Origin of the sequence: Fulvimonas sp. R45 (genome assembly GCF_030504985.1) — a bacterium.
Lineage (GTDB): Bacteria > Pseudomonadota > Gammaproteobacteria > Xanthomonadales > Rhodanobacteraceae > Rhodanobacter_A.
In genome coordinates, this window is the sequence record NZ_JASERU010000011.1 from 1 (window position 1) to 25,421 (window position 25,421).

Genomic DNA, 25,421 nt, shown 5'->3' on the forward strand with positions numbered 1-25,421 from the left:
GCCAAGGCATCGGCCGCCTCCTCCGAACTGACCGATGCAAAGTCTGGATGTGTCCACCATGTCCCCGAACACCTGTCCACCATGTGTCCGGGCTAAACAGCAGGGGAGGGTCGGGGAGGGGTCACCCAACCTCGCGGCAAGCCGCCTACCCCCTCCCGGCCTCCCCCTGCGAGCAGGGGGAGGAGCAAATCCTGAGCCCGTCCGGGGAAAGGGAGAAAGCATCGCAGGCGGCGGTCTCGCGGAACGCGACCCCCGCCACGGTGCGGCTCAGCCGCGCTGCGCGTCCAGGTACTGGCGCACCACGAACAGGTCGGCGACGTTGCCCGACAGCATGCGCTGCAGCGCCGAGCGTCCGCCGAACAGGGGCGCCGCGTTCGGCCTGCGCAGCCAGCCGTCGGCCTGGGCGGGGTCGGGGAACAGGATCTGCAGGTCCTTCCAGATGCCGAGCAGGTAGCTGATGCGCTCCAGCGTGTCGCGGCCGAGGCTGCCTTCCTGCTGGCGCTTCCACTTGTAGAACGTGGACTCGGGCGGGTCGCCGAGCAGCTTGCGCTGCTCGGTGATGCGCAGGCCCCAGAGCTCGGCGAGGCGGAAGAAGCCGCGCAGGGCGGGACCGCCATAGGCACCGGCGGGAGACGCGGCGATCGACTGGTGGGCGGACATGGCACAAACTCCATGGATGAAGTTCATGGACATGTTACTTCATATGTGCACTTCGAACCAGCGGCGGCGCACGCCCGTCGCGCCCCCATCGGACGGCGCCGGGTCGGCGCCTGACCGTCACTGCGCCTTGCCCCTGTCCCGCGCGCAATCGCAGCCGAAGTCCGGCTCCGGGCCGCCCTCGGCGATGAAGCGGTCGATGCGCTGCTCCAGCACCGGCAGCGGCACCGAGCCGGTGGACAGCACGGTGTCGTGGAAGGCGCGAATGTCGAACTTCGCACCCAGCGCCTTTTCCGCCTTGGCCCGCAGCTCGCGGATCTTGAGGTAGCCCAGCTCGTAGCTGTCGGCCTGGCCGGGCCAGCTGATGTAGCGGTCCACCTCGTTGGCGATCTCCAGCGTCGACAGCGCGGTGTTCTCGGTGAGGTAGTCGATCGCCTGCTGGCGGGTCCAGCCCAGGTGGTGGATGCCGGTATCCACCACCAGCCGGCAGGCGCGCCACATCTGGTAGGTGAGGAAGCCGAACTCCTGGTAGGGCGTCTTGTAGATGCCCATCTCGTTGCCGAGGAATTCGGAGTACAGGCCCCAGCCTTCACCGTAGGCGGAGATGTAGCCGTTGCGACGGAACGCCGGCTGGCCGCGGCTCTCGTCGGCCAGCTCCAGTTGCAACGAATGGCCGGGATAGGATTCGTGCAGGGTCAGCGCCGGCATGTTGAACAGCGCGCGCGACTTCAGGTCGTAGGTGTTGACCATGTATTCGCCGGCGCCGCCGCGGCCGGAGGTGTAGTACGGCGCGATGTCGGCCGGCACCGGCACGATGGCGAAGCGCTCGCGCGGCAGGTGGCCGAAGAACTTCGACATCTGGCCGTCCACTTCCTTGGCGACCCAGGCGGTCTTGTCGAGCAGTTCCTGCGGCGTCCTGGCGTAGAACCGCGGATCGGTGCGCAGGAAGTGCAGGAAATCGGCGAAGCTGCCCTTGAAGCCGGTCTGTTTCATGACCTCGAGCATCTGCGCGTGGATCTTCGCCACCTGCTCCAGGCCGATCCGGTGGATCTGGTCGGGCGAGAGGTCGAGCGTGGTGTATTCGCGGATCTGCTGGCGGTAGTAGGCCTTGCCGTCGGGCAGCGCCTCGGCGGCGAGGGTGGTGCGCGCCTGCGGCACGTATTCGTCGTCGAAGAACTTCAGCAGCTTCGCATAGGCCGGGATCACCTGCCCGGCGATGGCCTGGCGGGCCTGTACCTGCAGCTGCGCCGCCTCGTCCGCGGGGATGGTCGAGGGCAGGTGCCGGAACGGCTGGTAGAAGCTGCTCTGCGCGGGGTCCTTCAGGTCGGCCACCGCGGCGATCGACTTGTCGCGGCCGTCCAGCACCGCGCGCGGCACGCTGAAGCCGCGCTTCAGGCCCAGCCGCATGTTGTCGATCTGCTGCTGGAAGTAGTGCGGGATCTGGCCCAGCCGGGCGAGGTACCTGCGGTAGTCCGCTGCGGTGCGCAGGCGGCTGCCGCCCAGCTCGTAGCCGATGTCGCTCCAGAACGCCGAATCGCTGTTGAACGGCATCTGCCACTGCTTGAACTGCTGGTCCGCGATGAAGTTGCGGATCTGCTCGCGGTAGACCGCGTAATCGACCTGGTCTTCCGGCGTGAGCTGCTTCACGTCGATGGCGTCGAGCCGCTGCATTACCGCGCGCCAGTAGTCGAGGCGCTCCTGCTGGCTGGCCGCGTCCACGTCGTCGAGGCGGCCGTTGTCGGGCTGCGACTCGCCGGAGGCGCTGATCCCGGCCTGGCCGGTGCGCCAGGCCCATTCCTGCTGGTAGATCGCGCGGAAGCGCTCGTCCACCGTGCCCGCCTGCGCGCAGGCGCTGACCACCAGGCCCGCCATCAGCAGGCCGCCCAGCCATCGGTTCATCGCATCGTCTCCACGGAGTGCACCCGCCGATGATCGCACCGAACGCGGCGCGCACACCGTGCCGATGGATGGGCGGCCCTGCGAACTGGCCATACCTGCATATGCGCATATGTTCGATGGGCGATCGTTGGGCTGAACCGTCATCCCGGCGCAGGCCGGACAAGCGCGCAGTGCGCAGGACGCCCGCAGGGCGGCCCCGAAGGGGCGAGCGCAGCGAGTCATCCAGTCACGGCCACGCTCGATCAAGCCACACGGCTACTGGATGACCAGACCTTCGTCTGTTGATAAAGCGCCTCCGGCCTGCGCCGGAATGACGAGCCAAGGGCACGGTACCGATGCGAACCGCACGTGGAGAGACGCTTACTCCAGCCCGTCGTAGGAAACGCGCATGGCGCGCATGTAGGCGTCCAGGTCGCGGCCCGGGACCGGGGCGAAGCGCTCGCCGGTCTCGTCGATGGCGGCGATGCGGTCGGGGCGGAAGTTGCGGAAGTCGGCGCGCAGCCGGCACCACGCGCCCAGTGTCCACTTGCCGCCCCAGAACGCCAGGCACAGCGGCTCGATCTCGCGCAGGCTGGCACTGCCGCCCTCGTCGCGGTAGTCCAGCCGCAGCACGCGGCCGTCGCCGATGGCGGCATGCAGGCGGTCGATGCGCGCGGCGAACTCCGTGCTTTTCTCGTCGCGCCAGGTCGGCGCGTAGATGCGCGTGCGCGCGGCGCGCTCGCGCAGGTCCGGCGGCAGCACCGCCTCGATCTTCAGCAGCGCCGCCTGCGCCCCGGCGGCCAGCTTGTCGCCGGCGAAGGCGCGCACGAAGCGCGTGCCGACCACCAGCGATTCGAGCTCGTCGGCGGTGAACATCAGGGGTGGGATGTCCGAGCCCTTGCGCAGCACGTAGCCCACCCCGGCCTCGCCCTCGATCGGCACGCCGGAGAGCTGCAGGTCGGCCACGTCGCGATAGACCGTGCGCAGCGACACGCCGAGGGTCTCCGCCAGGTTGCGCGCGGGCAGCGCGGTGCGGCGACCGCGCAGGGCGTGGATGATGAGGAACAGGCGGTCGGCGCGGCGCATCCGCGCATGATGCCGCGAAGCGCGTCGCAGCGCCTGCGACGGAAGTCACCGCGGGATGGCCGGCGCATCGCGGCGGACCGGACGCGCCAGCCGTCCATGCTCAGCCCTGCTGCGTGGCGGCCAGCGCCGCATCGGCCGCCGCCGCGCGCTGCATCGCCGGGCGTGCGAGCACACGGTCGATGTAGGCGCGGATCGCCGGGGTCTCCGGCACCAGTCCGAACTGCGTGGTCCAGTTCAGCGCACCGCCCCACAGCACGTCGACGGCGGTGAAACGCTCGCCCAGCAGATAGGGCCCCCGCGCCAGCTGGTCGGCCAGCGTTTTCAGCATGGTGTCGACGTCGCCGTAGGGGCAGGTCGAGGGCGGCGCCGGCTCGCGCTGCATCGACGTGTCGACCAGCGCCGGCTCGAAGCAGGAGCCGTAGAACACCATCCAGCGCAGGTACGGCCCGCGCAGCGGATCGCCGATCGGCGGCGCCAGGCCGCTGTCCGGGAACAGGTCGGCGAGGTAGAGGAACACCGCCGGCTGTTCGGTGACCAGCGCGTCGCCATGCAGGATCGCCGGCACCTTGCCCATCGGGTTGACCGCGAGGTATCCGGGCTGGCGCTGCGTGCCGGCCTTGAGGTCCAGCACGTGCAGCTCGTAGTCCGCGCCCAGCTCCTCGAGCAGCGCGCGGGTGCCGCCGGAGCGGCTGTTGGGGGCATGGAAGAAGACGAGGCGCGGGTTCATCGCTTGCTCCTGGGGCGGGGTGGAATCAGAGGTGCCGCGTCTCGGCGGGCGGGTTCATCCAGTTGTCGTGCAGGCCGTCGAAGTAGCGCACGGGCCCCTGCAGCATTTCCGGCACGTCGGCATCGTCCAGGCAGGCCACGTTGATCGTGACGAACTTGCCGCCTGCCTCGGGAATGTCGCCGCGGGTGAAGGCATGGATGCCGCAACGCGTGCAGAACCTGTGTGCCACGCTGTGCGTATTGAACTGGTACGCGCCGAGCACGTCCTCGTCGGTGAGCAGGCGGAAGGCCTCGGGCTTGACGTGCTTGCCCCACAACCGCGTCTTGGCGCAGTACGAGCAGTTGCACTTGCCCGTGCCTTCGGCGAAATCGATGTCGGCCTCGAAGCGCATCGCGCCGCAGTGGCAGCTGCCGTGGTAGGTCTTCGTGTTCATGGTTTGCTTCCGGTGCGTGGGGAGTGCATCAGCGCGACGAGCGCCACCAGCAAGCCGCGGCGCGGCGGTCGCGCCGGCGTGGCGGCGGGTTTCGGCAAGCGGTACTGGCCGTCGAGCAGCAGGCCGTTGAGGTACAGCGGGCGATACGCCATCAGGGCGCGGTTCAGGGCGGGACGCATGCGGTGTTTCCTCCGATCCTCAAGCCGCCTCGGCTTCGCCGGCCACCCAGGGCGGCAGCGCGTGCTTGAACAGGCGGTACCAGTCCTCGCGTTCGGCGGGGCTGTACAGGTCGAGCGTGCGGATCACCTCGCGCGCGAACTCCACGCTGCCGAGGTGGCTGGCGGTGATGGTGCCGCCGTCGCTGACCGCCAGCAGGTTGGCGTCGTACTGCTCGGCGCCGGCGTAGCCGGGCACCCGGCTGGCGATGTGTCCGGGCCAGTTGCCGGTGTGGCGGCGGTCGTCGAGCAGGCCGGCGCGGGCCAATGCCAGCACGCCGCTGTCGATGCCGGCCACCACCGCGCCGGCCGCATGCAGGTGGCGAAGCGCCGCCACCGCCGGCTCGCCTTCGCCGCGCTGCCACAGGTGGCCGCCGGGCACGATCAGCAGGGCGGCGCGCCGGAAATCCAGCTCGGCCAGCGCCAGCTCGGGCCGCACCGCAAGGCCGCCCATCGACACCACCGGCGCCAGGGTGAAGCCCACCGTGCGCACCCGCCAGTCGCCTGGGCGGCGCACCTCGCACAGCGCCAGCGCCGCCTGCCAGTCGGCGAAGCCGTCGAAGACCAGGAAATAGACCGTGTCGCGCATGTCGCTCCCTCCGTGATGGGTGCCTTGGGATCGCCCGTGCCGCCGCCGGGACGGTGGACGGGAACACGACGATCCGGGCTGCCCGGTTGCGACATATCCTGCGCACCCGCTGCTGCCAGCGTGCTGTCAGCAGCGGCCCGGCCGCTGGCGCCGGGCGGCCGGAGCCGGGACAATGCGCGCTTCCCCCGCCATGGATTCGACATGAAGCCCGTCTCGCTGATCCAGTTCCTGATCGAGGAACGCCGCGCCGGCCACATCAACGCCGAGCTGTCCCTGCTGATCGAGGTGGTGGCGCGCGCCTGCAAGCGCATCGCGGTGGCGGTGAACAAGGGCGCGCTGGGCGGCGTGCTGGGCAACGCCGGCACCGACAACGTGCAGGGCGAGGCGCAGAAGAAGCTGGACGTGATCTCCAACGAGATCCTGCTGGAGGCGAACGCCTGGGGCGGCCACCTCGCCGCCTGCGCATCGGAGGAAATGGAAGATCCGCAGCCGATCCCCGACATGTACCCGAAGGGCCAGCACCTGCTGCTGTTCGATCCGCTGGACGGCAGCTCCAACATCGACGTGAACGTATCGGTGGGCACCATCTTCTCGGTGCTGCGCTGCCCCGACGACGTGGTCGAGCCGAAGGCCGAGCACTTCCTGCAGCCGGGCACCACCCAGCTCGCCGCCGGCTACGTGGTGTACGGGCCGGCCACCGTGCTGGTGCTGACCTTCGGCCACGGCACGCACGAGTTCACGCTGGACCGCGAAGTGGGCAGCTTCGTGCTGAGCCGGCGCGACCTGCGCATCCCGGAGCAGACCGCCGAGTTCGCCATCAACATGTCGAACCAGCGCCACTGGGAAGCGCCGATGCAGCGCTACGTCGGCGAACTGCTGGCCGGGAAGGACGGCCCGCGCGGCAAGGACTTCAACATGCGCTGGGTGGCCTCGATGGTGGCCGACGTGCACCGCATCCTCACCCGCGGCGGCGTGTTCTTCTACCCGATGGACGCCAAGATCGCGGCCAAGGGCGGCACCGGCAAGCTGCGCCTGATGTACGAGGCCAACCCGATGGCCTTCATCGTGGAGCAGGCCGGCGGCGCCGCCACCACCGGCCGCGCGCGCATCCTCGACGTGCAACCCGCCGCGCTGCACCAGCGCGTGCCGGTGTTCCTGGGCTCCAGGCAGGAGATCGAGCTGGCCACGCGCTACCACGTCGAGGCGGACGAGGCGCAGGGCTGAACGATTTCTTCCTCTCCCATTGGGGAGGATCGAGGTGAGGGGCGGGTGCTCGCGGGAAAGCTTCGTATGTGAGGTGGTCGCGAGCGTGTCCCCTCACCCCGGCCCTCTCCCCGGAGGGGAGAGGGAGATGGTTCATGCGGTGCCGTAGCGCCGCTGGCGCATCCACTTGGTGACGATCCACTTTTCCCCGCGTAGCACCGGCGCGCCGCCGTGCAGGGTAAGAGCGTCGAGCTGACCGCGGCCGTTGGCGTATTCGAAATAGACGGCCGAACCCTTCTTCGGCAGCACCGACAGGCCCAGTTCCGGGAAGATGGTGGCGCCGCCCTCGTCCACCGCGTTGAGGTACATCACCAGGGTCGAGACGCGCTGGCCGCCGACGGTCATCTGCGAGGCGCTGCCCGGATCGTTCGGCGGGAAGAAGTCGAAGTGCGGCTTGTACTCGCCGCCCGGGCCGTAGTGCAGCACCTGCAGCCCTTCGCCGTGCTCCACCGGCAAGCCCATCAGCGCACTGACGCGCCGGTCCAGCCGCGCGATGAAGTCGTCGGCGTTGATCTCGAAGAAGGTGCCTTCGCTGCTGCGGTCGGCGATGGCCTCGTGCCTGCCGGTGGCCGGATCGACGATGGTGGAGCGCCTGAGCTTGGCCGCAGCACGGCGGACCAGTTCGTCGCACTCCTCGGCGCCAAGCACGTCGTCGAGCACGGCGATCACCGGCCGCTCCACTCGCAGCGCCACCTTCACCTCGCGGTCGGCGGCGCGGATGCGGTTGCCGGCGGGCAGGCGCGGCGTTTCGTAGGCATAGCCGTCCGTTCGCGGCGCCGATGCGGCGGCCGGCGCCGCCAGGCCGGCGAGCATGCCCTGCACCGCGGCGCTGGCGAAGGCGGGGTCGAAGCGGTTGCGCACCATGTCGTCCACCAGCGACTGCACGGCGCAGCCGCGCGCCAGGTTGTCGCGGATCCAGGTGCGCCATTCCGGCGTCAGCTGGGTGATCGTCTGCATCGCGCTCCCCATGCGGGCCGGCGATGCCGGCACGCCGGTGTAGCGCGGGCTTGACAACGTTGTCAACTGGCGCCGTCCCGAAATGCGACCAGGACCGTCATGGCGCCAGCGCGCGGCTCATGTGCAGGTGGCGCCGGCCGGCCAGCCGGCATTCGCCATCCACTGCGAAGCCCAGCTGCTGGTACAGCCGTTTCACGCCGGGCTTGGCCTCGTCCACCAGCAGGCCGGCGCGCGCGTGTCCCGCCGCGCGCGCCTGCGCGCAGACCGCCTCGACCAGCCGCGCGGCATGGCCACGCCCGCGCTGCGCCGGCGTCACCGCCAGCGCGTCGAGGTAGAACTCGTCCGGCCGGCTTTCCGGCACGTGGCGAAGCGAGCGGGACGGCTGGCGCGCACGCACCCGCGCCAATGCGGCCGAGGCCAGCGCGGCCTCGTCGCGGCCGGGGTAGGCGAGGATCGCGGCGGCGATGCCCTGGTCCGTCTCCAGCACGTATGTGTGCTCGTGGCTGTAGCGGTGGCCGCGTGCCACGAACAGCTCGCGGAACAGCGGCACCGCGTCGCGCCAGTCGTCGACGCCGGCCAGCTCGCGCGCCAGGTGGTCCTGCGCCTCGACCAGCAGCGGCACCACCGCGTCGGCGTCGCCGGCGACGGCCGGGCGCAGTTGGACGCCGCCCGTCATCGCCTCAGTCGACGAGGCCGTGGCTGCGCAGCAGCGCCTCGGGCTCAGGCCGGCGGCCGCGGAAGGCCACGAAGCTCTCCAGCGCGGGTCGGCTGGCGCCCACCGACAGCACCTCGCGGCGGAAGCGGTCGCCGGTGGCCGGGTCGATCACGCTGCCGCGTTCCTTCGCCGCGTCCTCGAACGCGCCGAAGGCGTCGGCGCTGAGCAGTTCGGCCCACAGGTAGCTGTAGTAGCCCGCCGCGTAGCCACCCGCGAAGATGTGGCTGAAGGCGTGCGGGAAACGCTGCCAGGCTGGCGGGTGCAGCACCGCGACCTCGCGCCGCACGGCTTCCAGCACCTCCATCGGGCGCGCGCCTTGGGCGGGGTCGTAGCCCAGGTGCAGGGTGAAGTCGAACAGCGCGAACTCCAGCTGGCGCACCAGGAACAGCCCGGCGTGGAAATGCCGCGCGTCCAGCATGCGCCGGAACAGTTCCTCCGGCAGCGGTTCGCCGGTCTGCCAGTGGCGCGCGAACAGGTCCAGCGCCTCGCGGTTCCAGCCGAAGTTCTCCATGAACTGGCTGGGCAGTTCCACCGCGTCCCATTCCACGCCGTCGATGCCGCCGATCGAGGGCAGCGCGATCTCGGTGAGCAGGTGGTGCAGGCCGTGGCCGAACTCGTGGAACAGGGTGAGCACGTCGTCGTGCGTGAGCAGCGCGGGGCGGCCCTCGGTGGGCGGCGCGAAATTGCAGGTGAGGAAGGCCACCGGCAGCTGTTTGTGCGCGCCGTCGTCGAAGCGGGCGCGGCAGACGTCCATCCAGGCGCCGCCGCGCTTGCCGCTGCGCGCGTAGAGGTCGACGTAGGCGCCGGCGAACACGCAGCCGTCGGCGTCCTTCACGTCGTAGTAGCGCACGTCCGGGTGCCATACGTCGACGTCCCCGCGCGGGGCGAGGGTGATGCCGTAGAGCTTGTGCACGATCGCCCACAGCCCGTCGATCACCGCCGGCAGCGGGAAATACGGCTTGAGCTGTTCCTCGTCCAGCGCGTAGCGGCGCTGGCGCAGCTTTTCGGAGGCGTAGCCGACGTCCCAGGGCTCCAGGTTGTCGAGGCCGAGTTCGGTGCGGGCGAACTCGCGCAGCTCCGCCAGCTCGCGCTGCGCCACCGGCCTGGCGCGCGCGGCGAGGTCGTGCAGGAATTCCATCACCTCGGTGGGCGAGGCGGCCATCTTGGTGGCCAGCGATTCCTCCGCCGCGTTGGCGAAGCCGAGCAGCCGGGCGGCTTCGTGGCGCAGCGCCATGATCCGCTCGATGCGCTCGGAGTTGTCGTACTTGCCCGCGTGCGGGCCCTGGTCGGAGGCGCGGGTCTGGTAGGCCCAGTACACGCGCTCGCGCAGCGCGCGGTCGTCGGCGTAGGTGAGCACCGCCTGCACGCTGGGCTGCTTCAGCGTGACCAGGTAGCCGTCCAGTTCCTGCTCCTTCGCGTACTGGCGCAGCACCGCGCGGCCGGACTCGGGGATGCCGGCGAGGTCGCGCTCGTCGGTGACGTGCTCGTGCCAGGCGTCGGTGGCGTCCAGCACGGCGTTGGAGAATTCGGTGGAGAGCTTCGACAGCTCCACGCCGATCTCGCGGAAGCGCGAGCGCGCCGGTTCCTCCAGCGCCACGCCGGACAGCCGGAAGTCGCGCAGCGCGTGCTCCACCAGCGCGCGTCGCGGGCGCGGCAGCGCGGCGAAGTCCGCCGCGTCGGCCAGCGCCTGCACCGCGGCGTAGAGGTCGCGGTTCTGGCCCAGCTCGATGGCGTGGTCGGTGAGCTTTTCCTCGGCCGGCCCGTAGGCCTGGCGCAGCGCCTCGCCGTCGGCCACCGAGTGCAGGTGCGATACCGGCGCCCACGCGCGCGCCAGCCGCTGTTCCAGCCGCTCCTGGGTCAGCATCACATGGCCGAAGTCGCGCGGCGCGCCGGGCGCGGTGAGCGCGGCGATGCCGGCGCGGTAGTCGGCGAGGATGGCGTCGACCGCCGGTCCGACGTGTTCGGGGCGGATGCGCGAGAACGCCGGCAGGGCGTCGTCGGCGAGCAGGGGGTTGTCTTGGCTCATGGAGGCTCCTTTCGAGCCGGAAGCGTGGCGACGGCGCCGGGCGAAATCAAGCACGGGCGCGTGACGGCCGGGCGCTGTCGTGCCGCGCACGCGCCGGCGTACCATCGTCGCCATGCTGCCTGCCGAGCTCGTCGGACTGATCGCCCGCACCGCCATGTTCGCGCACCTCGACGAGGCGCAGCAGGCATCGCTGGCGCGGCAACTGCGCTGGCTGTGCCTGCCCGGCGGGCAATCGCTGTTCCGTCCCGGCGAACCGGCCGACGCGCTGTACCTGCTGTGCAGCGGCAGCCTGGGCGTGTTCGACGGACCCACCCGGCTGCTGCACCAGGTCGCCGCCGGCGAATGCGTCGGCGAGATGAGCCTGCTCAGCGGCGGCCCGCACCGCCACGCCGTGCGCGCCCTGCGCGACTCGGAGCTGCTGCGGCTGGATCGCCCCGCCTTCGAGGCGCTGATCGAACGCCACCCCGGCGCCATGCTCGCCGTGGCGCGGCTGGCGGTGGAGCGCCTGCTCGGCCGCCGGCAACTCGGCGAGACGCCGGGCAAGCCGCGCACCTTCGCCCTGCTGCCGGTGGATGCCACGGTGCCGGCGCGCGCGCTGGCCGAACGGCTGGCGCAGGCGCTGCGGCCCTACGGCCGCTGCGTGCTGGTGGACGAGGCCGCCGCCGCCGGCCACGACAGCGGCTGGTTCGCCGAACGCGAAGCGGAAGCGCGCTTCACCATCTACCTGGACGAGCGCGGCGATCCGGTGTGGCGACGGCGCTGCCTGCGCCAGGCCGACGTGCTGCTGCTGCCCGCGCATGCCGCCGAGCCGGCGCGACCCTGGCCCGAGGCCACCCCGGGCCACCCTTCGCGCGCGCAGCACCGACCGCGCCACCTGATCCTGCTGCATCCCGGCGCCGCGGTGCTACCCGGCGCCGCGCGGCGCTGGCGCGCGCAGTTCAGCGGCGAGCTGCGGCACCACCACGTCTGCGGCGACGAGGACGTGGCCCGCGTGGCACGGCTGGCCAGCGGCCATGGCCGCGGCCTGGTGCTGGCCGGCGGCGGCGCGCGCGGGCTGGCCCACCTCGGCGCGCTGAAGGCGCTGCGCGAGGCCGGCCGGCACTACGACGCGGTGGGCGGCACCAGCATCGGCGCCATCATCGGTGCCGGCGTGGCCCTGCAATGGGATACCGACACCCTGCTGCGCACCTGCCGCGAGGCCTTCGTGCACGGCCACCCGGTGTCGGACTGGACCCTGCCGCTGGTGGCGCTGACCCGCGGCCGGCGGGCCTCGGCGATGCTGCGCCGGGTGTTCGGCGCCACCGACATCGAAGACCTGCCGCGGCCGTTCTTCTGCGTCTCCACCGACCTCACCCGCGAGGCCCGCCGGGTCCATCGCCGCGGTCCGCTGTGGCTGTGGCTGCGCGCTTCCAGCGCGATCCCGGGCCTGCTGCCGCCGGTGCTGCACCACGGCGACGTGTACGTGGACGGCGCGCTGATGGACAACCTGCCCACCGACGTGATGGCCGACGACGGCCTCGCCCACATCACCGCGGTGAGCATCCGCGCCGACAGCCGCCTGCGCACCCGGCTGGACGCCAGCGCCACGCCGCCGTGGTGGCGCCTGCTGCTGCAGCGGCGCGACGGCCACGGCTGGCCGGGCCTGGTCTCCACCCTGACCCGCGCCGCGATGGTCAACAGCGAGGAAACCAGTGAACGCTGCCGCGCCCTGGCCGACCTGCTGGTGACGCCGCCGCTGGAACACATCGGCATCCTCGACTGGCAGGATTTCGACCGCGCGGTGGAAGCGGGCTACCGGGAGACGGTGAAGGTGCTGGAAGCGCAGCGCGGCTGACCCCTTCCCAGCGCCACCCCGGGGAACCCCCATTCGTGGGAAAGGGCCGGGGCGAGGCAAGATATGGCCGCCCCTCCATCCTCGCTCCCCAAAGCAGGGCCACCCATGGCCCTTCCGCGTCCGCATGCAGGAGGGTGGCTTCCGGTCGCGGCTAGAATGAACGGATGAACCTTCGCAGCTACAAGGGCACCGCCCCCGTCCTCGGCGAACGCGTCTACGTCGACCCCGCCGCCACGGTGATCGGCGACGTGGTGCTGGGCGACGACGTCTCGGTCTGGCCCGGCGCGGTGCTGCGCGGCGACGTGAACCACATCCGCGTGGGTGCGGGGAGCAACATCCAGGACGGCGCCGTGGTGCACGTGGCCCACGCCGGCCGCTACGGACCGGGCTTTCCCTGCCTGATCGGCGAAGGCGTCACCGTGGGCCACGCCGCGGTGGTGCACGCCTGCACCGTCGGCGACTACGCCCTGGTTGGCATGCACGCCAGCGTGCTCGACGGCGCGGTGGTCGGCCGCTTTGCCCTGGTCGGCGCCGGCGCGGTGATCCCGCCGGGCAAGGTGGTGGGCGAGCGCGAGCTATGGCTGGGCAACCCGGCGAAATGCGTGCGCGTGCTCGACGACGCCCAGGTCGAGCAGCTGCGCTACTCAGCCGCGCACTACGTGCGGCTGAAGGACGACTACCTGGCGGGCTGAGCGGGCCCGGGGGACGTTGAACAGGCGCTCAGGGCAAGGCCTTCGCTTCCCCGCGCGCCTGGCGCAGTTCCGCCTCCATCGCGTGGCGGTGGCTGAGCAGGCTGCGCTGCGCGTCGAGGTAGCCGCCGAGCAGGGCCAGCTTGTAGTTGCCTGCGCCGCTGTCGTCGCCGGTGGCGAGGTAACGGTAGTTGCCCGCGTCGTAGGCGCGCAGCAGACGCAGTTCGCGTTGCGCCTCGTCCAGGTCGCCGGTGATGATCGCCCGCTCCACCTCGGCGCAGGCGGGTTCGAAGGCTTCGTGCAGGCCGTCGAGTGCGGTGCGGTTGGCCGGATCGAGTTGCAGCACGCTGAAATAGAACTCGTACACGTTGCTGCCCACCGGGGCGAGCAGGTGGTGTTCGCGCCGGGCCTGGTCGGCCAGGCGGAGCAGGATCGCCACGCCGCTGTCCAGCGGCGGAGTGGCGCGGCGCATCCGCCACAGCGCGACGGCGGCCACGACGGCGAGCAGCAGCACGCCGACGGCCACGCGCAGGCGCAGCGACGACGCAAATCCGGGAAAGCGAACCATGACACCCGCCGTGAGGGAACCAACGCAGGCGGCGCGCACAGCTGCGCGCCGCCTGCGTCACGGTAGTCACGCCGTGTGTCAGCGCAGTGACCGGGTGCCCGGCGCGGTCACCAGTCCAGCAGGCTGCCGCCGGCCGTGGGCGAGCCGTCGGGACGGGCGAACCAGGCCACGTGGTTGCGGCCGCCGGGGCAGCCATGACCTTCGCTGAAGCCGCTGACCGCGCCGTCCTTCGACTGCACCGTCGCGCGGTAGCAGCTGCCCAGCGAGTCGCGGAAGTCGAATGCCTGCGCGCTGCCCTGCCCGGTGTGGGCGGTGAGGTGGCCGCCGGCGTCGAAATCCAGCGTGTCGGCGGTGTCCACCGTGTTGTCCACGCGCGATTCGTACAGCGGGATGCCGCCCAGCGAACGCACGCCGTGTTGGCGGTAGCCCTGGTGCACGGTGGTGGCGACCGCGATGCTGCCGTCGGCGGCGACCGTCTGCGCGTAGACCAGGTGCAGCGGATAGCGCACGCTCTGGTGGTCGGTGCCCAGCACGAAGCCGCCGACGCGCCGTTCACTGGTGCCGTCCGCCCAGGTGAGCTGGTCCGTGGCCTGGCGGTAGGTGCCGGCGTCGATCACGAAGCCCTGGGTGTCGGCGAAGCCCACCGTCTGCCGCACCGTGGTGCGGACGCGGCCGTGCGAGGTGTCCGCGTAGCCCTCGATCACGAACTGGCGGCTGAGCTTGGTGGTGATGTCGCCGCTCACGTTGCCGCTGGCGTCCGTCTTCAGCGTGTCGCCGATGGTCGGCGTGGGCGCCTGGCCGGCGAGGGTGTTGCGCGTCACCCGGCCGGTGACCTGCGTCGCGTGCGGGTCGAGGTAGAGCAGCAGGCTGGCGGCGGCGGAGAAATAGTTGTTCGCGCCCGCCACGCTCACCGCCACGGTATGCGGTGCGCCATCGCTGAGCACGCCGGCGAACGGGCTGAGGTCGACCCGGTAGGGCGTGAAGTTCAGCGTCTGCACGCCGGTGACCGGCCGCCACAGGTAGGGGTCGATGCCGCCGGTGTAGATCCAGGGATAGACCGGCGCCACGCCGGCGGGCTGGCCGTCGATGCTCACCTCGGCCTCGCGGAAGTTGCCGCCGCCGCATTCCTGCACTTCGCCAGCGTACGCGTCGGGCACACAGGTGTACCAGAACTCGTCGCCGCTCTGACTCTGCGCGATCACGTCGAGGTAGGCGCGCTCGACGTTGCGCGGCAGGGTCAGCGTCTTCGCCAGCTGGCTGTCCGGGTGGTCAAGCTCGGCGGGGCTGCCCACCGCGTCGCTGCCCAGCGCGATCACCGCGTCGGGCGCGTGCGCGGCCGGCGCCAGCGCGGAGGCCGGGTAGAACAGCAGCCTCGCGCTGCCGTGGATCACCCCGGTGTAGGTGTCGTTGACCAGGTTCCACAGGATCGCCTGGCCCTGGCCGGCGTTGCGGAACAGCGCGCTGTAGTCGGTGAGGTCGCGTTCCACGTGCCAGCTCGGCGCCACCTTCGACGACGGTTCCTCGGTGGTGCCGAAGTACAGGTTCACGCCGCCCAGCCAGATCGAACCGGTGCGGTCGTACTGGCGTCCCGCGGTGACCGAGAAATCCGCCTCCAGCACCACCTTCGACCAGCGCGTGCCGCAGCCGGCGGGCGGCGCGTAGTTGAAGGGGCGGGTGCCGAAATCGTTGAACACGTCGTCCTGGAACAGCTGCACCACGCACGGCTGGCCGGGCGGGCGCGGCACCGCCGGGTCGGCGGTGGTCACGTTGGACGAGCCGACCGGACTGCCGGCGTCGGCGGCGAAAGCGTTGCAGGCCAACCAGGCCAGGCCGGCGACCGCCAGGCCCCGGCCGAACATCCCCATGCGCACCATGCGATTTCCCCTCGCGTCAGGCCATCCCCCTGCACGGTGGATGCTGGCACCGCGGGGTTTTGGACGGGGTCAAAACGCCGGCGCGAAAAAGCGACGCCGTTGGCAAAGCGCGCGGTCCGCGCTCATGCCGGCGGGCGCAGCGCCTGGTACACCGGCTCGGTGGCCGGACGGCGGGCGTGCCACAGCTCGAACGCGTCCGCGGCGGTCTCCACCAGCATGCCCAGGCCGTCGAAGGCACGGGACGCGCCGGCCGCTTGCGCCCAGGCGAGGAAGGGCGCGGCCGCGGCGCCGTAGGCCAGGTCGCAGCACACCGCGCGCGCGCCGACCAGCGCCGGGGGCAGGCCCAGCGACTGCTGCAGCACGCCGGCCGAGGTGGCGTTCACGACCAGGTCGAAACTACCGATGCCGGCGAGGTCCTGCCAGTAGCGCGTGCGCACCCGGGCGGGCTCGCCGATGGCGTCGGCCAGCGCGTCGGCGGTGGCCGGCGTGCGGTTGACGATGGTCAGCGAGGCCACGCCGGCGTCCAGCAGCGACCATGCCACTCCGCGCGCCGCGCCGCCGGCGCCGAGCAGCAGCATGTCGCGGCCGCGCAGGTCCACGTGGTGGCGCTCGGCGAGGTCGCGCACCAAGCCGGCGCCGTCGGTGTTGTGCGCGGCGAGGCGGCCGTCCGCCAGCCGCGTCAGCACGTTGGCGCTGCCCGCGCGCACCGCGGCTTCGCTGCGTTCGTCGGCGAGCGCGAAGGCCGCGCCCTTGTGCGGCAGGGTGACGTTGGCGCCGCGTCCGCCTTCGGCGAAGAAGCGCCGCACCGCGTCGGCGAAGGCCTCCGGCGCCGCGTCGATCGCCTCGTAGGTCAGCGCGATGCCGAACTGGTCACCGAACAGCTGGTGGATGCGCGGCGACTTCGTGTGGCCGATCGGGTGGCCGAACACGGCGTAGCGGAGAGGCTGGGGCATGGCGGGTTCCTCGTCTGGACGGCCATTGTACGTGGCGTGTCCCGTGGCTTTTGCGCCTCTCCCTGCGTGCAGGGGGAGGCCGGGAGGGGGTAACGGGGCTTGCCGCGAAGTGGGGTGACCCCTCCCCAACCCTCCCTGCGAAGCAGGGGAGGGGGCCGGTGATACGGGGTCGCAGGTTTTGAGATGGGCCGCCGGCAGGCTGTGCCCATCGACCCCATGGAGCCTTCGCCATGCGCCCGACCGCCGCACCCCGCGACCACTTCCGCGCCATCGCCACGCTGTGGCTGGGCCTCGGCGCCGCGCTGCTGCTGACCACCCTGGTGCCCGCGCACACCGCGCTGCTGGGCTGGTCGCCGGCGCTGTGGCTGCTGGGCGCACCGCTGGCCCTGCGGCTGGCGCTGGAACCCGCGTGGCCGCTGCGCCTGCTGGCGCGGTACATGCGCCATCGCGCACGCCGGCCGCAGACGGCCTGGCTTTGAACCGCGGCGTCGCGGCCGGATGCCGCGGCGCCCAGGGATCCATCTGGCAGTGGATGCCGCGGCCGGGACGGCCGCCAGGACCGGTCCGCGCGACGTCCCCCCGTCGCCGCGCGGGCCTGGCGAGGGATCGCCTGCCGACCGGCGGCCATGGACGGCCGCCGGGTCAGCGCCCCACGCCGAGCCGCTTGCGTTCCATCCGGCGCAGGAATTCCTGCATCACGCGCAGGTACAGGTCCTCGCCCAGGTAGACGTCCTCCACGCCGGCATCGATCGAGGGATTGTCGTTCACTTCGATTACCACCGGCTTGCCGTTCACCTGCTTCAGGTCCACGCCGTACAAGCCGTCGCCCACCGCGCCGGTGGCCTTCAGCGCCAGCTTCACCACTTCGGCCGGCGCGTCGCGCACCGGGATCGTCTCGAAGCCGCCGGACTTGGCCGTGCCCTTGGCGCCGTGGTTGTAGATCTGCCAGTGGCCGCGCGACATGTAGTACTTGCACGCGTACAGCGGCTCGCGGTTGAGCACGCCGATGCGCCAGTCGAACTCGGTATAGACGAACTCCTGCGCCAGCAGCAGCGCGCTGTGCTGGAACAGCTCGCCGGCGGCCTTCTCCAGCGCCGCGGCGTCCTCCACCTTCACCACGCCGCGCGAGAACGAACCATCCGGGATCTTCAGCACCAGCGGGAAGCCCAGCCGCTCGGCCACCTCGCGCATGCCCTTGGCGTTGTCGCGGTAGAGGATCTCGGTATGCGGCACCGCCAGCTTGCGCGCCACCATCAGGTCGTTGAGGAAGATCTTGTTCGTGCAGCGCAGGATCGAGCCGGGATCGTCGATCACCACCATGCCTTCCTTCTCCGCGCGGTGGGCGAAGCGGTAGGTGTGGTTGTCGCTGGCGGTGGTCTCGCGGATGAACAGGCCGTCGTACTCGGCCAGGCGCTGGTAGTCGTTCTTGCCGATCGGCTCGACCTCGATGCCCAGTTCCTTGCCGGCGTTGACGAAGGACTTCAGCGCCTTCCGGTTCGACGGCGGCATCGCCTCGTTCGGGTCCACCAGCATGGCGATGTCGTAGCGGTAGCGCCGGCGCGCGCGCGGCTTGCGCCACAGCTTGCGCGAGAAGCGGTCCAGCGCCTCGGCGAAGGCGTCCTCCTGCGCGTCGTCCAGGGTATGCAGGCCGACCGGCTTGATCGAGGCCACCTGCCACACGCGCTCGCGCTCGAACTCGATCCGCAGCAGCGGGCAGGGGAACAGCTCGAACAGCTGCCGCGCCAGGTCCTGCAGCGCGGGGTAGGCGGTCTCGCCGAAGTACATCAGGATGCCGAAGTCGGTGGTGTCGCGGCCGCCGGCGGGCAGGAAGTGGGTGAGCTTCTGGTTCAGGTCCTCGATGTCCAGGCCGTACAGCGAGCGCCGGCGCAGGTCGTTGATGGTGCGCACCGAGGGCATCACCCGGTGCCCGCGCGCCTCCGCCAGCAGCGACACGTAGTAGCCCGTGCCCAGGTACTTGTAGCTGCGGCACAGGTTGATGACGTGGGTGCGTTCCTCGTCGCCGCCGACCGGCTCGCGCAGGTAGTCCATTGCGCTCACCACGTCGACGGACGGGTAGTAGGAACCCCAGTCGGAAGCTTTCTCGACAACGATGACGAGGCGGGTCATGTCACTCTCTCGGACGGCGGAGGGCCATGCGGGGACACGACCGTGGCGCGCAGTGTGTGCCCGCGCCGGACGCCGTACAAGAGCGCGCGCTTAAGCAGGACTAAATGCCCGCGCCGCGGCGATTGCCGGCCCCCGGAAGCGCCACTACAGTGCCGCGCGAACCCGTCACGCCGCCGCCCGAGGAACCCCGATGCCCCAGCCGCCCGCCAGCCCCGCGGTGCGCGTGCGCCGCGCCCAGCCCTCCGACCTCGACGAGCTGGTGGCGCTGGAACAGGCCAGCTTCGACGGCGACCGCCTCAGCCGCGCGCAGTACCGCCGCCACCTCGACAGCGACAGCGCGCTGGTGCTGGCCGCGGTGGCCGTGCCGCACCGGCTGCTCGGCGCGGCCGTGCTGTTCTTCCGCAAGGGCAGCGCCGCGGCGCGGCTGTACTCCCTCGCCAGCGATCCCGCCGCGCGCGGGCGTGGCGTGGGCGGCGCCCTGCTGGCCGCCGCCGAGACCGCCGCGCGCCGCCACCGCCGCCGCCTGCTGCGGCTGGAGGTGCGCGCCGACAACACCGCCGCGATCCGCCTGTACGAGCGCGCCGGCTACCGCCGCGGCCGCCGCCTGGCCGCCTATTACGAGGACGGCGCCGACGGCTGGCGCTACGAGAAGGCGCTGGGGGCCTGATCCGCCGACGGGCGGATCACGGCCGCCGCACCTCCTCGCCGGCGGCCATCGGCGTCCAGTGCACCTGGTCCAGCGAGTATTCCTGCCGATAGTCGATGCGATCGCGCCCATGGAAGATGTTCACCACGCGCGCGTGCACCGTGCGACCGTGGTCCTGGAACTGCCATGGGAAGACCCAGCGGTCGCCCGCGACCACCAGGGTGCCGCTGTTGGGATGCCCGCCGTCGGCGGGGATCGCATCCGTGATGTAGCGGTCCGGCGCGGCGGCGGGCAAGAACACGACCAGGGCCACGGGCTTGCCATCCACCAACTGCTCGCACGCGTAGAACCGATGGGCGCGCCAGCAGTCGTTGTGCAGCAGGGTGGTATCGCGTCCCGCCTTGCTGTATGGCGTGGCGAAGTGTTCGTAGCGACCCTGCCAGGTGCCCGCGTAGACCGCGAGGCGGTCCAGCGCCGTGCCGTCCGCATGCACGGCCACTGCCGGGAACAGCGACAGGAAGACGAACGGCAGGCGTGGAACCGGCATCGCGGCATCTCCGGGCAAGGGGCCGCGCCATCTGGCGCCTCCGTCCCGGCCGCCGCAAGTGCCCAGATCAGTTCCCGCAGCGGGCCACCGTCACCCATGGAACGCGCAGCCGGCCGGGATGTCGCCACACGCAGACGGTGCCGCCGACGGGCGTGGCTTCGTAGCGGCCGGCCGAGACCTCATACCAATCGTCGTGGCCGGCCGGCAACGCACCACCCAGGCGCAGCTTGTAGGTGGCGTGCTTGCCGTGAACAGCATGCTTGCCGACCACCATCGCTGGGTAGGCCTGGGGTGTCGCCCGGTCCGACAGCACGTTGCCGGCCACCGCCGCGCCCGTGCCGTACAGCCAGCACAGCGCGAAGTAGAACAGCGAGGCACCCGGCCGCCGCTCGCCGGCTCGCTGCAGTCCCAGAATCGCCAGCCATAGTGGCAGGCCCGCCAACACGCCCAGACACCAGGCGCCACCCCAGCTCAGCAGATCGAGATCGGAGGCCGTGCGCATCAGGATCAGCATGGGCCCGCCCAGCAGCGGGCTCAAGGCTAGCGGCCGGACGTCGCCGGCACCCAGGCTTGTGCGCAGCAGGCCGCCCGACCACCACACCAGCAGCAGCGCCAGCCAGGGCGCCGATACCAGCGCGCCCAGCAGCCAGGCATAGGGATGCGGAAACACCAGCGCCCATCCCAGCAGCAGCACCGTGGCGACGTTGAGCCACCGGGCGATCCGCGTCCAGTGCGCAAGGCGGCGGACCCGTTCGCCCGTGCTGGCGCCCAGCCGCGGGTCGGCCAGCAGGGCCTGGGCCGAGGCGGCGAGGTCGATCGCGTCCAGGTCCGGCAGGCGGGCCAGCCAGCCTTCGTAGTACCGGTCGGTGGCGTAGGGCAGCACCAGGGCCAGCGTCCTGCCGCGCCGCGGCTGGAAGATCGTCAGGCTGCGCCCGTACCGGGAATGCCGGATGCGCACACCGCGCAGCTCGGTCAATCGCAGCTCGCGCCGGCCGAGCGGGTGCCGCAGCGCCAGCACCCGGGCGTCCAGGTGCAGGCGGCTGGTCCACGCAACGAAGGCGAACCACAGCGCGGGCAGCGCGGCCACCAGCACGAAGGCCCATGCCACCGGGTCGCGCGCGGACGACATGCGCAGCATCACCCAGGCGATCAGCCAGGCCAGCGCGGCCAGCAGGGTGGCGAACACGCGCACCTTGGTGGCGACGCGGTAGTCCCCGCTGCCGGCGGGAAGGGCAATGCGCGGTTCGTCCATGGACACCCCTGTCGAGCCTGTAACCTAGAGAGGCTGACGGATGCGTTGCGCGGTCGCCTCGTCCGGCCGCGCTACCAGCGCGCCGGTGCGCATCAGGTTCACCGTGTAGTGGCCGCGGTCGACCAGCGGCAGGTAGGCGCCGCTGCCGTACAGCGCATCCAGCTCGGGCAGCCAGCCGGGGTAGTCCCGCTTCAGCGTGAGCAGGTCGAGACTGCCGCCGAAGTCGAGCACGGTGCGCGGCGCCTGCGCTTCCTGCGTGGCGTCGTCGTAGCGGCCTTCGAGGCGGTCGAGCCGGTACAGCGGCGGCACGCCGGCGAGCAGGGCCGGCAGTTTCCACTTCAGCACCACGGCCTCGAGGCGGAAGTCGTCGCCGGCGAGGTAGGCCTGCCGCGTGCCGCCGTCGGGCCAGGTGAGGGTGAGCACCCAGCGCTGCGGCGCCACGATGCGCGCGTCGATCTGCGCCACCGGCAGTTCCTCGCCGAGGAAGCGGTAGCCGCGCAGGGTCAGGCCCAGCCCGGCCAGCAGCAGGGCCAGCACGAAGGCCAGCAGCAGCACCAGGCCGTGGCCACCGGCGGCGGCGTGACGGCGGTCGCGCAGGCGCTGGCGCACCGCGATCAGCTGCACCAGCGCCAGCAGCAGGGCCAGCGCGGCCAGGATCAGCAGCAGCGTGGAGGGCAGGCGCAGCAGTTCGTTCCAGTCCATCGGGCAGTCCGTTCGAGGGCGCGGGGCGCTGGCGGATGATAGTGGGCGCGCCGGCCGGCGGCGCGGCGACCCGGTCACGCTTGGCTATACTGCGGGCGTATTCCGCGGAAGCCCGTCATGCGCCGATCGACCCTGCTGCTGCCGTTCTGCCTCGCCGCCTTCGCCCTCGCCGGCTGCGGCAACAAGGGGCCGCTGTACCTGCCGGCCAAGCCGGCCGCGCCCGCCCCGGCGGCTTCCACGGCGGCACCGGCCCATGCCGCCAGCGCCGCGACGCCCGCCGCCGACCGCTGATCCCGCCGCCATGCCCCTGCGTTTCAGCAAGATGCACGGCATCGGCAACGATTTCGTGCTGCTGGACGGCCGCGCCGCCGATCCCGCCCTGCCGGCCGCCGTCATCCGCGCCATGGCCGACCGCCACACCGGCATCGGCTTCGACCAGCTGCTGAGCGTGGAGCCGCCGCGCGATCCGTCCTGCGCGTTCTACTACGGCATCTGGAACGCCGACGGCTCGCCCTCGGGCCAGTGCGGCAACGGCGTGCGCTGCGTGGCGACGTGGCTGCACCGGGCCGGCGCGCTGGCGATCGGCGAGGACGTGCGCATCGAAAGCCCCTCCGGCCCGGTGACGGTGCGCCTGCTGGCCGCCGACCGCGTGGCGGTGGACATGGGCGAGCCACGCTTCGCGCCGCCGCGCATCCCGTTCGACGCGGCGCAGGAAGCCGACGCCTATGCGCTCGACGTCGCCGGCGAAACGCTGCCGGTCGGCGCCGTCTCGATGGGCAATCCGCACGCGATTGTGGTGGTCGACGACCTGCAGTCGCCCGCGCTGCAGCGGCTCGGCCCCGCGCTGACCGCGCATCCCCGCTTCGCCGAGGGCGCCAACGCCGGCTTCGTGCAGCCGCTGGGCCGCGATCACCTGCGCCTGCGCGTGCACGAGCGCGGCGCCGGCTGGACCCTCGCCTGCGGCACCGGCGCCTGCGCCGCGATGGCGGTGCTGCGCCGGCGCGGCGAAGTGGACGCGCGCGTGCAGGTGGACCTGCCCGGCGGGCGCCTGCAGATCGACTGGCCCGGCCCCGGCCACACGCTGTGGATGACCGGCCCTGCCGCCTTCGCGTTCGACGGCGAATGGCTGGCGCCGGCCGCCGCGGATTGAAAGCGCGGGCGCGTCCATCGCACACTCGGGGCGGAGCGCGGGCGGCCATGGCCGCCGCGACCACCGTTTGCGATGCCCGAGGACCCCGCGCATGACCGACACCCTGCTCGACGACGACCCGAAAGCCGCCGACGTCGCCGCCTACCTCAAGCGCCACCCGGAATTCCTCGGCCAGTATCCCGAGCTGGCGCGCCAGCTCACGGTGCCGCGCGAGCAGGGCGCGGTGGCCTCGCTGGCCAGCTACCAGCTGCAGCACCTGCGCGAGAAGAACGCCGAGCTGGAACGCCGCCTGGCCGAACTGGCCGCGATCGCCGCCGACAACGAGAAGCTGATGCAGCGCGTGCACGAGCTCAACGTGACCATGCTGCGCGCCGCCACCCCGGCCGACGCGGCACGCGGCGTGATCGAGCGGCTGGTCGAGGATTTCCACGTCGCCCCGGTACGCCTGCTGCTGTTCGGCCACCGCCTCGACCTGCCGCCGGCGGACTGGCTGGTGGTGCTGCCGGACGGCCGCGGGTCGCTGCCGGAGTTCGCCGACTTCCTGGCCCACCACGAGCCGATCGCCGGGCGGCTCACGCCGGAGCGGCTGCAGCGCCTGTTCGGCGAGCGCGCCGGCGAGGTGCACTCCGCCGCGGTAATGCCGCTGGACGAGCTGGGCCTGCTGGCGCTGGGCAGCACCGACCCGGACCATTTCCAGCCCGGCATGGGCACGCTGTTCCTCAAGATGATCGCCGCCACCGTCACCGCCGCGCTGGTGCGCGCGGAGGACGGCGCCTGAACCGGCGCCCGGCATGAGCGCCTCGCCGCGCGAACAGGTGCAGGCCTGGCTGGCCCGCCTCGCCGGCGAACGCCAGGCTTCGCCGCACACCGTGTCCGCCTACCGGCGCGACCTGGACAAGCTGCTGGGCTGGATGGAGGCGCAGGGCATCGCCGCGTTCGACGCGCTGTCGCCGGACCGCCTGCGCCAGTTCGTCGCCGCCCAGCATCGTGCCGGGCTATCGCCGAAGAGCCTGCAACGCCTGCTGTCCTCCTGCCGCAGCCTGTTCCGCCAGCTCGGCCGCGAAGACGCGCTGGCGCACGATCCCGCCGCCGGCGTGCGCGGCCCCAAGGTACGCCGCAGGCTGCCCGAGGTGCTGGACGTGGACGAGGCCGCCAGCCTGGTGGAAGGCGGCGGCGAGGGCCCGCTCGGCCTGCGCGACTGCGCGATGCTGGAGCTGTTCTATTCCAGCGGCCTGCGCCTGTCCGAACTGTGCGGCCTGCACTGGGGCGACCTGAATCTCGACGAAGGCGAGGTGCGCGTGCTGGGCAAGGGCCGCAAGACGCGCATCGTGCCGGTCGGCCGGCACGCGGTCGCCGCCCTGCGCGCGCTGGGCGTAGCCGGGGGTGACGCGCCGGAAAGCCCGGTGTTCCGCGGCCGCGGCGGTGCGCCGATCAGCCCGCGCACGGTGCAGTCACGGCTGCAGAAGCTCGCGCTCGCGCACGGCTTCGCCAAGCACGTGCACCCGCACCTGCTGCGCCACACCTTCGCCAGCCACATGCTGGAATCCTCCGGCGACCTGCGCGCGGTACAGGAGCTGCTGGGCCACGCCGACATCGCCACCACGCAGATCTACACGCACCTGGACTTCCAGCATCTGGCCAAGGTGTACGACGCGGCGCATCCGCGGGCGCGGCGGAAGTAGACGCGCTTCGCGCATCTGCCCCTTCTCCCCTTTGGGGAGAAGGCTGGGATGAGGGGCGGGTGCTTGTGAGGGCGTTGGTTTGGAAATGCGCTTCGATGAAGCCCTCCGCGAGGTTGGCCCCTCACCCCAACCCTCTCCCCGACGGGGAGAGGGAGCGAACGGGCCATGCGGTTTCGCCCCGCATTGAAGCCTCCGCCATCCAACCCCATCTGGTTCGCTCAACCCTGGAGCTTCTATGGAATCCTTCCACGCCACCACCATCGTCAGCGTGCGCCGCCACGGCAAGGTCGTGATCGGCGGCGACGGCCAGGTCACCCTCGGCAACACGGTGGTGAAGGCCAACGCGCGCAAGATCCGCCGGCTGGGCAAGAACGGCGACGTGCTGGCCGGTTTCGCCGGCGCCACGGCCGACGCCTTCACCCTGTTCGAGCTGTTCGAGCAGAAGCTGGACAAGCACGGCGGCAACCTCACCCGCGCCGCGGTGGAGATGGCCAAGGAATGGCGCACCGACCGCCGCCTGGGCCGCCTCGAGGCGATGCTGGCGGTGGCCGACAAGAGCGCCTCGCTGCTGATCTCGGGCAACGGCGACGTGCTGGAACCCGAACACGGCCTGATCGCGATCGGCTCGGGCGGCCCCTACGCCCAGTCCGCCGCGCTGGCGCTGCTGGAGCACAGCGACCTCGACGCCCGCGCCATCGTGGAGAAGGCGCTGAAGATCGCCGGCGACATCTGCATCTACACCAATCACAACACCACGATCGAGGAGCTGGAGGCGGGAACCGGGAGCGGGGAACAGGGAACCTGAGCCTCCCCGTTTCCTCGAGCCCTACGTTCCCTGTCCCCCATTCCCG

General features: G+C 71.7%; 27 protein-coding genes. 10 read left to right on the top strand and 17 right to left on the bottom strand.

Annotated features, from left to right (window positions below; translation table 11 throughout):
* Positions 1 to 267: 267 nt before the first annotated feature.
* The 7 genes from QMK61_RS11110 to QMK61_RS11140 all read right to left on the bottom strand — a co-directional run bounded on the left by QMK61_RS11110 (position 268) and on the right by QMK61_RS11140 (position 5,585).
* Complete coding sequence (locus tag QMK61_RS11110) at positions 268 to 660, bottom strand: MbcA/ParS/Xre antitoxin family protein (protein ID WP_302072274.1); 393 nt, start codon at positions 658 to 660, stop codon at positions 268 to 270.
* Positions 661 to 777: 117 nt separating this feature from the next.
* A complete protein-coding gene (locus QMK61_RS11115; protein ID WP_302072376.1) occupies positions 778 to 2,529 on the bottom strand; it encodes a DUF885 family protein in 1,752 nt (583 codons plus the stop codon).
* Between the two features lie 387 nt (positions 2,530 to 2,916).
* Positions 2,917 to 3,621 carry a YafY family protein gene (locus QMK61_RS11120; protein ID WP_302072275.1) on the bottom strand — a complete coding sequence of 235 codons (705 nt, stop codon included), beginning with the start codon at positions 3,619 to 3,621 and terminating at the stop codon, positions 2,917 to 2,919.
* Between the two features lie 100 nt (positions 3,622 to 3,721).
* Positions 3,722 to 4,348, bottom strand: coding sequence for a glutathione S-transferase family protein (locus QMK61_RS11125; protein ID WP_302072276.1), 627 nt, complete (start codon positions 4,346 to 4,348; stop codon positions 3,722 to 3,724).
* A gap of 25 nt (positions 4,349 to 4,373) precedes the next feature.
* Positions 4,374 to 4,781, bottom strand: a complete 408-nt coding sequence (locus QMK61_RS11130; protein WP_302072277.1) for a GFA family protein — start codon at positions 4,779 to 4,781, stop codon at positions 4,374 to 4,376.
* Entirely contained in the window at positions 4,778 to 4,960 is a 183-nt protein-coding gene (locus tag QMK61_RS11135) for a hypothetical protein (RefSeq protein ID WP_302072278.1), read from the bottom strand. The genes QMK61_RS11130 and QMK61_RS11135 overlap by 4 nt, the downstream gene beginning before the upstream one ends.
* 19 nt (positions 4,961 to 4,979) lie before the next feature.
* Positions 4,980 to 5,585 (bottom strand): DJ-1/PfpI family protein, encoded by a 606-nt coding sequence (locus tag QMK61_RS11140; protein ID WP_302072279.1) that lies wholly within the window; start codon positions 5,583 to 5,585, stop codon positions 4,980 to 4,982.
* A gap of 201 nt (positions 5,586 to 5,786) precedes the next feature.
* Between QMK61_RS11140 and QMK61_RS11145 the strand changes: the two genes are divergently transcribed.
* A complete protein-coding gene (locus QMK61_RS11145; RefSeq protein ID WP_302072280.1) occupies positions 5,787 to 6,809 on the top strand; it encodes a class 1 fructose-bisphosphatase in 1,023 nt (340 codons plus the stop codon).
* A gap of 132 nt (positions 6,810 to 6,941) precedes the next feature.
* On the opposite strand, the gene QMK61_RS11150 is transcribed toward QMK61_RS11145, so the two are convergent.
* The 3 genes from QMK61_RS11150 to QMK61_RS11160 all read right to left on the bottom strand — a co-directional run bounded on the left by QMK61_RS11150 (position 6,942) and on the right by QMK61_RS11160 (position 10,546).
* Complete coding sequence (locus QMK61_RS11150; RefSeq protein WP_302072281.1) at positions 6,942 to 7,805, bottom strand: 2OG-Fe(II) oxygenase; 864 nt, start codon at positions 7,803 to 7,805, stop codon at positions 6,942 to 6,944.
* Between the two features lie 97 nt (positions 7,806 to 7,902).
* Complete coding sequence (locus QMK61_RS11155) at positions 7,903 to 8,481, bottom strand: GNAT family N-acetyltransferase (protein ID WP_302072282.1); 579 nt, start codon at positions 8,479 to 8,481, stop codon at positions 7,903 to 7,905.
* Between the two features lie 4 nt (positions 8,482 to 8,485).
* Entirely contained in the window at positions 8,486 to 10,546 is a 2,061-nt protein-coding gene (locus QMK61_RS11160) for a M3 family metallopeptidase (RefSeq protein ID WP_302072283.1), read from the bottom strand.
* A 79-nt stretch (positions 10,547 to 10,625) separates the two neighbouring features.
* On the opposite strand from QMK61_RS11160, the gene QMK61_RS11165 reads away from it, so the two are divergent.
* Positions 10,626 to 12,380, top strand: a complete 1,755-nt coding sequence (locus QMK61_RS11165) for a patatin-like phospholipase family protein (RefSeq protein ID WP_302072284.1) — start codon at positions 10,626 to 10,628, stop codon at positions 12,378 to 12,380.
* Between the two features lie 164 nt (positions 12,381 to 12,544).
* Positions 12,545 to 13,072: a gamma carbonic anhydrase family protein gene (locus QMK61_RS11170; RefSeq protein ID WP_302072285.1), complete on the top strand. Its 528-nt coding sequence runs from the start codon at positions 12,545 to 12,547 to the stop codon at positions 13,070 to 13,072.
* Positions 13,073 to 13,100: 28 nt separating this feature from the next.
* Here QMK61_RS11170 and QMK61_RS11175 read toward each other — a convergent pair whose 3' ends face one another.
* The 3 genes from QMK61_RS11175 to aroE form a co-directional block, all read right to left on the bottom strand.
* Positions 13,101 to 13,637: a hypothetical protein gene (locus QMK61_RS11175; RefSeq protein ID WP_302072286.1), complete on the bottom strand. Its 537-nt coding sequence runs from the start codon at positions 13,635 to 13,637 to the stop codon at positions 13,101 to 13,103.
* A 107-nt stretch (positions 13,638 to 13,744) separates the two neighbouring features.
* The gene (locus QMK61_RS11180) at positions 13,745 to 15,511 is read right to left on the bottom strand and encodes a peptide-N4-asparagine amidase (protein ID WP_302072287.1); all 1,767 of its coding nucleotides are present in this window, start codon (positions 15,509 to 15,511) and stop codon (positions 13,745 to 13,747) included.
* 122 nt (positions 15,512 to 15,633) lie between these two features.
* Complete coding sequence (aroE, locus tag QMK61_RS11185) at positions 15,634 to 16,464, bottom strand: shikimate dehydrogenase (RefSeq protein WP_302072288.1); 831 nt, start codon at positions 16,462 to 16,464, stop codon at positions 15,634 to 15,636.
* Between the two features lie 230 nt (positions 16,465 to 16,694).
* Between aroE and QMK61_RS11190 the strand changes: the two genes are divergently transcribed.
* Positions 16,695 to 16,943 (top strand): hypothetical protein, encoded by a 249-nt coding sequence (locus QMK61_RS11190; protein ID WP_302072289.1) that lies wholly within the window; start codon positions 16,695 to 16,697, stop codon positions 16,941 to 16,943.
* 163 nt (positions 16,944 to 17,106) lie between these two features.
* Here the strand turns inward: QMK61_RS11190 and QMK61_RS11195 are convergent, their stop codons facing one another.
* The gene (locus QMK61_RS11195) at positions 17,107 to 18,591 is read right to left on the bottom strand and encodes a RimK family protein (RefSeq protein WP_302072290.1); all 1,485 of its coding nucleotides are present in this window, start codon (positions 18,589 to 18,591) and stop codon (positions 17,107 to 17,109) included.
* Between the two features lie 190 nt (positions 18,592 to 18,781).
* Between QMK61_RS11195 and QMK61_RS11200 the strand changes: the two genes are divergently transcribed.
* Positions 18,782 to 19,258: an N-acetyltransferase gene (locus QMK61_RS11200; RefSeq protein WP_302072291.1), complete on the top strand. Its 477-nt coding sequence runs from the start codon at positions 18,782 to 18,784 to the stop codon at positions 19,256 to 19,258.
* Between the two features lie 16 nt (positions 19,259 to 19,274).
* Here QMK61_RS11200 and QMK61_RS11205 read toward each other — a convergent pair whose 3' ends face one another.
* From QMK61_RS11205 to QMK61_RS11215, 3 genes are all read right to left on the bottom strand, one after another.
* Positions 19,275 to 19,784: a hypothetical protein gene (locus tag QMK61_RS11205; protein WP_302072292.1), complete on the bottom strand. Its 510-nt coding sequence runs from the start codon at positions 19,782 to 19,784 to the stop codon at positions 19,275 to 19,277.
* Between the two features lie 67 nt (positions 19,785 to 19,851).
* Positions 19,852 to 21,036 (bottom strand): hypothetical protein, encoded by a 1,185-nt coding sequence (locus QMK61_RS11210; RefSeq protein WP_302072293.1) that lies wholly within the window; start codon positions 21,034 to 21,036, stop codon positions 19,852 to 19,854.
* A gap of 24 nt (positions 21,037 to 21,060) precedes the next feature.
* Positions 21,061 to 21,738, bottom strand: coding sequence for a hypothetical protein (locus QMK61_RS11215; protein WP_302072294.1), 678 nt, complete (start codon positions 21,736 to 21,738; stop codon positions 21,061 to 21,063).
* A gap of 117 nt (positions 21,739 to 21,855) precedes the next feature.
* Here QMK61_RS11215 and QMK61_RS11220 point away from each other — a divergent pair, with 117 nt between their 5' ends.
* From QMK61_RS11220 to hslV, 5 genes are all read left to right on the top strand, one after another.
* On the top strand, positions 21,856 to 22,029 hold the full coding sequence (locus QMK61_RS11220; protein WP_302072295.1) for a lipoprotein: 174 nt from the start codon (positions 21,856 to 21,858) through the stop codon (positions 22,027 to 22,029).
* Between the two features lie 10 nt (positions 22,030 to 22,039).
* Positions 22,040 to 22,888 carry a diaminopimelate epimerase gene (gene dapF / locus QMK61_RS11225; protein ID WP_302072296.1) on the top strand — a complete coding sequence of 283 codons (849 nt, stop codon included), beginning with the start codon at positions 22,040 to 22,042 and terminating at the stop codon, positions 22,886 to 22,888.
* Positions 22,889 to 22,979: 91 nt separating this feature from the next.
* Complete coding sequence (locus tag QMK61_RS11230) at positions 22,980 to 23,666, top strand: DUF484 family protein (RefSeq protein ID WP_302072297.1); 687 nt, start codon at positions 22,980 to 22,982, stop codon at positions 23,664 to 23,666.
* A gap of 13 nt (positions 23,667 to 23,679) precedes the next feature.
* Positions 23,680 to 24,570, top strand: a complete 891-nt coding sequence (locus QMK61_RS11235; RefSeq protein WP_302072298.1) for a tyrosine recombinase XerC — start codon at positions 23,680 to 23,682, stop codon at positions 24,568 to 24,570.
* Positions 24,571 to 24,805: 235 nt separating this feature from the next.
* Complete coding sequence (gene hslV, locus QMK61_RS11240) at positions 24,806 to 25,375, top strand: ATP-dependent protease subunit HslV (RefSeq protein WP_302072299.1); 570 nt, start codon at positions 24,806 to 24,808, stop codon at positions 25,373 to 25,375.
* The last annotated feature ends 46 nt before the right edge of the window (positions 25,376 to 25,421 follow it).